This window comes from Streptomyces misionensis (assembly GCF_007896895.1).
GTDB classification, from domain to species: domain Bacteria; phylum Actinomycetota; class Actinomycetes; order Streptomycetales; family Streptomycetaceae; genus Streptomyces; species Streptomyces misionensis_A.
The window spans coordinates 1-5,904 of the sequence record NZ_VOGW01000106.1; the positions used below are offsets into that span (position 1 = coordinate 1).

Genomic DNA, 5,904 nt, shown 5'->3' on the forward strand with positions numbered 1-5,904 from the left:
CCCACCACCGGTCCCGCACCGCCGGACCACCGTCCGTACCCTTTCTCACGCCACTTTTGGGAGCGCTCTCACCATGACCGCCGTACGACCCGAGGCCAGTGCCCAGCAGGCGTCGAGCACCTCTTTCCCACCGGGCTTCGTCTGGGGTGCCGCCACCGCCGCCTACCAGGTGGAGGGGGCCGCCGCAGAGGACGGCCGCACCCCGTCCATCTGGGACACCTTCAGCCACACCCCCGGCAAGGTGCGCAACGGTGACACCGGTGACATCGCCGCCGACCACTACCACCGGTACCGCGACGACGTCGCCCTGATGAAGGACCTCGGCCTCAAGGCGTACCGGTTCTCCGTCTCCTGGTCCCGGGTCCAGCCCACCGGCCGCGGCCCGGCCGTCGAGCGCGGCCTGGACTTCTACCGCCGGCTCACCGACGAGCTGCTCGAAGCGGGCATCACCCCGGTCGCCACCCTGTACCACTGGGACCTGCCGCAGGAGCTGGAGGACGTCGGCGGCTGGCCGCACCGCGACACCGCGCACCGGTTCGCCGAGTACGCCGAGATCATGGCCCGCGCCCTCGGCGACCGGGTCGGCGTGTGGACCACCCTCAACGAACCGTGGTGCAGCGCCTTCCTCGGCTACGGCTCCGGTGTGCACGCGCCCGGCCGCACCGACCCGGCCGCCACCCTGCGCGCCGCGCACCACCTCAACCTCGCCCACGGCCAGGCCGTCGGGGCGCTGCGCTCGGTCCTGCCGTCGTCCGCGCAGCTCTCCCTCACCCTCAACCTGCACCAGGTGCGCCCGTTGACCGACAGCGCGCAGGACGCGGAGGCCGCGCGCCGCATCGACGCGGTCGGCAACCGGATCTTCACCGGCCCGGTCCTGGACGGCGCCTACCCCGAGGACCTGCTCGCCGACACCGCGCACCTGGTCGACTGGGCCGAGCTGGTGCACGACGGCGACCTGGCGGAGATCTCCCGGCCCATCGACGTGCTCGGCGTCAACTACTACTCGCCGACCGTGGTGTCGCTGGCCACCGAGGGCAGCGGCACCACCAAGAACGACGGCCACGGCGCCAGCGAGCACTCCCCGTGGACCGGCTGCGACGACGTCGCCTTCCACCTCGCCAACGACCAGCTGACCGCGATGAACTGGGCCATCGACGCCAACGGGCTGCACACCCTGCTGACCGGGCTGGCGGCCTCGCACCCGCGGCTGCCGCTGATGGTCACCGAGAACGGGGCCGCCTTCGACGACTACGCCTCTCCCGAGGGCCGGGTCGAGGACCCGCAGCGGATCGCCTACCTGCACGGCCACCTGGAGGCGGTGCACCGGGCCATCGCCGACGGAGCGGACGTCCGCGGCTACTTCCTGTGGTCCCTGCTGGACAACTTCGAGTGGTCCTACGGCTACTCGAAGCGCTTCGGCGCCGTCTACGTCGACTACCCCACCCAGCGCCGCATCCCCAAGGCGAGCGCCCACTGGTACGCCGGGGTGATCCGCGACAACGCGCTGCCGGCCGGCCGGTGAGCGAGGCGGGGGCCTGACCACGGGCCCGAGGGGCGCGGCCGTGAGCCCGGCCGCGCCCCTTCGCGTCCCCGGGGGAGCCGGGGACCTCGGAGCCTGCCCGGCGAGGGACGATGGGAGCGGGGGCGGTCCGGCCCCTGCTGTTACATTCCTGGCCTGAGGGCTGCGAACGGGAGGCGCGACCATGGCGGTCAACGGTGGACGGGGCCGGGGCGGCCGGCGGCCGACCCTGGAGGAGGTCGCCGCGCGGGCCGGGGTCGGCCGCGGCACGGTCTCGCGCGTGATCAACGGCTCGCCCCGGGTCAGCGACACGACCCGCGCCGCGGTGGAGGCGGCGGTCGCCGAACTCGGCTACGTCCCCAACACCGCCGCCCGCGCCCTGGCCGCCAACCGCACCGACGCCGTCGCGCTGGTGGTGCCCGAGCCGGAGACCCGGTTCTTCGCCGAGCCGTACTTCTCCGACATGCTGCACGGAGTGGGCGCCGAACTGGCCGAGACCGAGACGCAGTTGCTGCTGATCTTCGCGGGCAACGACCGGGAACGGCGGCGGCTGGCCCAGTACTTGGCGGCCCACCGGGTGGACGGTGTCCTGCTGGTCTCGGTGCACGCCGACGACCCGCTGCCCGATCTGCTGGCCCAGCTGGAGATCCCCGCGGTGATCAGCGGCCCGCGCTCGGCCGCGGAGACGCTCACCTCGGTGGACTCGGACAACTACGGCGGCGCCCGCGCGGCCGTGGAGCACCTGCTGTCCCGGGGGCGCACCCGGATCGCCCACATCACCGGCCGCCCGGACGTGTACGGCGCCCAGCGCCGCGTCGACGGCTACCGCGACGCCCTGCGCGCGGCCGGCCAGGAGCCGGACGAACTCCTGGTGGAGCCGGGCGACTTCACCGAGGAGGGCGGTCGCCGGGCCATGTCCGCCCTGCTGTCGCGCCGCCCCGATCTGGACGCGGTCTTCGCCGGTTCGGACGTGACGGCGGCCGGTGCCCGGCAGGTGCTGCGCGAGGAGGGCCGCCGCATCCCCGACGACGTCGCCCTGGTCGGCTACGACGACTCCGCCATCGCCCGCCACATGGACCCGCCCCTCACCAGCGTCCGCCAGCCCATCGAGCAGATGGGCCGGAGCATGATCAGCCTGCTCCAGTCCGAGATCGCCACGGGGCGCGGCCCGCAGCGGCGGCACACGGTGCTGCCGACGGAACTGGTGGTGCGGGCGTCCTCGTGAGGGCGCGCGTCAGGCGCGCGGCGCCGGGTCCGTCAGCGCCCTGAACGCGGGCCGCGGCAGGCCCGCGATGCGGGCGGGGTCCGCGTCGCGCAGGGCGGGCAGGACCCGGAAGGCGTGCGCGCCGGTTGTCGCGCCCTCTCCGTCACCGGTCCGGGGCGGGTGACGGAGATCAGGGAGGTCGCGGTGCACGAGAGCGCCGGCCCCGAGGTGATCATCGCGGAGCAGGTCGTGGCCGTCGCGCCGCCTCCCGGCGGGGAGGCCGTCGCCGTTCCCGGGCTGCTGGTCCCGCGGGTCCGGACGGAGTGCTCGTGCGGGTCCGGGACCAGTCCGGGATCACATGGACGGGTACGGGGCCGTTCGGGCGCGGCAGGGGGCACACCGGCGCCTGAACGTGAAACAGCCGGTGATCCCGTCGTGCGACGGAATCACCGGCTGATCGTTCAGGGTGAGTGACGGGACTCGAACCCGCGACATCCTGGACCACAACCAGGTGCTCTACCATCTGAGCTACACCCACCACGACCGGCGTGGGAACTTGTCGTTTCCCCGACCGGCCGAGAAGAAGTCTACAGGGTCCGAAGGGGTGCTCGCGCACAGGTTTTCGCGCCGCACCCCGACGGCGGACCCCGGACGCCCTACTTCGCCGGCACCACGTGCTTGGCCGCGATCGTCCGCGCCGTGTCCGAGTCGGGTCCGGGCTGCGGGACGAAGATGGCCTCGCGGTAGTAGCGCAGCTCGGCGATCGACTCGCGGATGTCGGCGAGGGCCCGGTGGTTGCCGTTCTTCTCCGGGCTGTTGAAGTACGCCCGCGGGTACCAGCGGCGGGCCAGCTCCTTGACCGAGGAGACGTCCACGATCCGGTAGTGCAGCCAGTCCTCCAGCGTCGGCATGTCCCGCAGCAGGAAGCCGCGGTCGGTGCCGACCGAGTTGCCGCACAGCGGAGCCTTGCCCGGCTCCTTCACGTGCTCCTTGATGTACGCCAGGACCTGCTCCTCGGCGTCCTCGAGCGTCGTGCCGTCCGGGAGCTCGGCGAGCAGCCCGGACGCGGTGTGCATCTGACGCACCACCTCCGGCATCGTCTCCAGCGCCCGCTCCGGCGGGCGGATGACGATGTCCACCCCCTCGCCGAGTACGTTCAGCTCGGAGTCGGTGACGAGGGCGGCCACCTCGATGAGAGCGTCGTCGGACAGCGAGAGGCCGGTCATCTCGCAGTCGATCCACACCATGCGATCGTTCATGCGACCACCCTAAGGCGGACCTCCGCGTTTGGGATGCCCCGCGTCGGTACCGGCCGCGGATGAGAAAACCGCCACAGGGCACGACCGCGGGGGAAGCACGCGGAACCGCAGGGGGACGACAGGGGGACCACAGAGGAAAGGGAGCGGGGGCGGTGCCCGAAGACTCCGCCCCCGCTCCCCGACCGTCGGGGACCCGTCAGCTTCCGGCGCGCGGTCCGGGGAGCAGCGACACCGCCCCGGCCGCCGCCGTGCGCCGGCTCTGGATCGGCACCCCGCTGTCCCGCTCCGGGTGCAGCATCGAGGGCACCGAGCCCATCGGACCGGGACCCTGCAGACCCGAGGCCGGCACCGGCTGGCCGGACGGCGGCTGCATGGCGACCGGCTCCGGCTCACCCGGCTTGTCGCCCTGGGGCCGGCGGGCCCGGTAGGCGGCCCGGTAGGCGGCGGGGGAGGAGCCGAGCTGGCGGCGGAAGTGCCCGCGCAGCGCGACCGGCGAGCGGAACCCGCAGCGGCCGGCCACCTCGTCCACCGAGTAGTCCGACGTCTCCAGCAGCCGCTGCGCCTGGAGCACCCGCTGGGTGATCAGCCACTGCAACGGCGCGCTGCCGGTGAGCGAGCGGAACCGGCGGTCGAACGTACGGCGGCTCATGTACGCGCGGGCCGCCAGCGTCTCCACGTCGAACTGCTCGTGGAGGTGCTCCAGCGCCCAGGCGACGACCTCGGCGAGCGGGTCGGCGCCGATCTCCTCCGGTAAAGACCGGTCGAGGTAGCGCTCCTGGCCGCCGGACCGGCGCGGCGGGACCACCAGGCGCCGTGCGAGCGCGCCGGCCGCCTCGTTGCCGTGGTCCGTCCGCACGATATGAAGACAGAGATCGATTCCGGCCGCCGTACCCGCGCTGGTGAGCACGTCGCCGTCGTCGACGAACAGCTCCCGCGGATCGACGTGCACCGACGGATAGCGCTTGGCCAGCGTCGGCGCGTACATCCAGTGGGTGGTCGCCGGGCGGCCGTCCAGCAGACCGGCGGCGGCCAGCACGAACGCGCCGGTGCACAGCCCCACGATGCGGGCGCCTTCCTCGTGCGCCCGGCGCAGCGCGTCGAGCGCCTCCTCCGGTGGCGGCGCGGTGATCGAGCGCCAGGCCGGCACGACGACGGTGCCGGCGCGGGAGATCGCCTCCAGCCCGTGCGGCGCGGTGAGTTCGAGGCCCCCCGTGGTCCGCAGGGGGCCTTCCTCGCCGCCGCACACCAGCAGCCGGTAGCGCGGTACCCCGGCGTCCTGGCGGTCGATCCCGAACACCGACAGCGGTATGGAACTCTCGAAGATGGGGCCGCCGCTGAACAGCAGCACCGCGACGATCTCCTTGCGGCGACGCCCGGACAGCTTCCGGACAGCGGCTTCCGGCGCGGCAGTGGAGTCGTGGCTCATACTGCTAAGCCCCCCTCGGTGGTCGCGGCTCCTCGGTTGTGTCGCTCCTGCACGTTTCCCCTCGGTCCTGCACGAGTCCCCCGCCGTAAGACAGTCAAGATCGAATCTACTGGGTCCCGCGAACGCACGGTGACCAGTTCCAAATGCGGCACATTGTCGACATGACAACTTGGCGTGAAGCATTCGATCACGAAGGGTTGCACTCGCGAGCCGTGCAGGGAAGTACGCCTCGTGGCAGTGGCCAAAGCGCGTAGGGTGCGCAGCGCCCCACAGACCCTTTCCGTGCAGGTGGAACGGGGGTTGAGGGGTGGTCAGGACCACCTTCGGACGAGAACCGGAAGTTGGCTGAAAAGAAGCGCTTCGAAGCGTGGAAACCGGTCAGTCAGCCGGTGTCCGCTCCCGGGTGTGACGTCCGCCTCTTTGCACGCCGGAACGGTCCGCCCCGCGTGCGCCCCCGTGCCGGGCGCCGCGCCCGCGGCCCCCGCGCCCCGCCCGG

The 5,904-nt window shown here is 72.8% G+C and carries 4 protein-coding genes and 1 tRNA gene; 2 read left to right on the forward strand and 3 right to left on the reverse strand.

The window, feature by feature from the left end; genetic code table 11:
- Window positions 1–73 precede the first annotated feature (73 nt).
- Window positions 74–1,522: a GH1 family beta-glucosidase gene (locus FRZ03_RS19040; protein ID WP_146466373.1), complete on the forward strand. Its 1,449-nt coding sequence runs from the start codon at window positions 74–76 to the stop codon at window positions 1,520–1,522.
- 181 nt (window positions 1,523–1,703) lie between these two features.
- Window positions 1,704–2,744, forward strand: coding sequence for a LacI family DNA-binding transcriptional regulator (locus FRZ03_RS19045; RefSeq protein ID WP_146466374.1), 1,041 nt, complete (start codon window positions 1,704–1,706; stop codon window positions 2,742–2,744).
- A 444-nt stretch (window positions 2,745–3,188) separates the two neighbouring features.
- Here FRZ03_RS19045 and FRZ03_RS19055 read toward each other — a convergent pair.
- The 3 genes from FRZ03_RS19055 to FRZ03_RS19065 all read right to left on the reverse strand — a co-directional run bounded on the left by FRZ03_RS19055 (window position 3,189) and on the right by FRZ03_RS19065 (window position 5,408).
- Window positions 3,189–3,261 (reverse strand) — tRNA-His (locus FRZ03_RS19055).
- Window positions 3,262–3,379: 118 nt separating this feature from the next.
- Window positions 3,380–3,982, reverse strand: coding sequence for an oligoribonuclease (gene orn, locus FRZ03_RS19060; RefSeq protein WP_146466375.1), 603 nt, complete (start codon window positions 3,980–3,982; stop codon window positions 3,380–3,382).
- 196 nt (window positions 3,983–4,178) lie between these two features.
- Window positions 4,179–5,408, reverse strand: coding sequence for a GlxA family transcriptional regulator (locus FRZ03_RS19065; RefSeq protein WP_146466376.1), 1,230 nt, complete (start codon window positions 5,406–5,408; stop codon window positions 4,179–4,181).
- Window positions 5,409–5,904: the final 496 nt, after the last annotated feature.

Coding starts and splice junctions, on each gene's coding strand:
- FRZ03_RS19040 (WP_146466373.1), top strand. CDS start 74: ATGACCGCCGTACGACCCGAGGCCAGTGCCCAGCAGGCGTCGAGCACC.
- FRZ03_RS19045 (WP_146466374.1), top strand. CDS start 1,704: ATGGCGGTCAACGGTGGACGGGGCCGGGGCGGCCGGCGGCCGACCCTG.
- orn (WP_146466375.1), bottom strand. CDS start 3,982: ATGAACGATCGCATGGTGTGGATCGACTGCGAGATGACCGGCCTCTCG.
- FRZ03_RS19065 (WP_146466376.1), bottom strand. CDS start 5,408: ATGAGCCACGACTCCACTGCCGCGCCGGAAGCCGCTGTCCGGAAGCTG.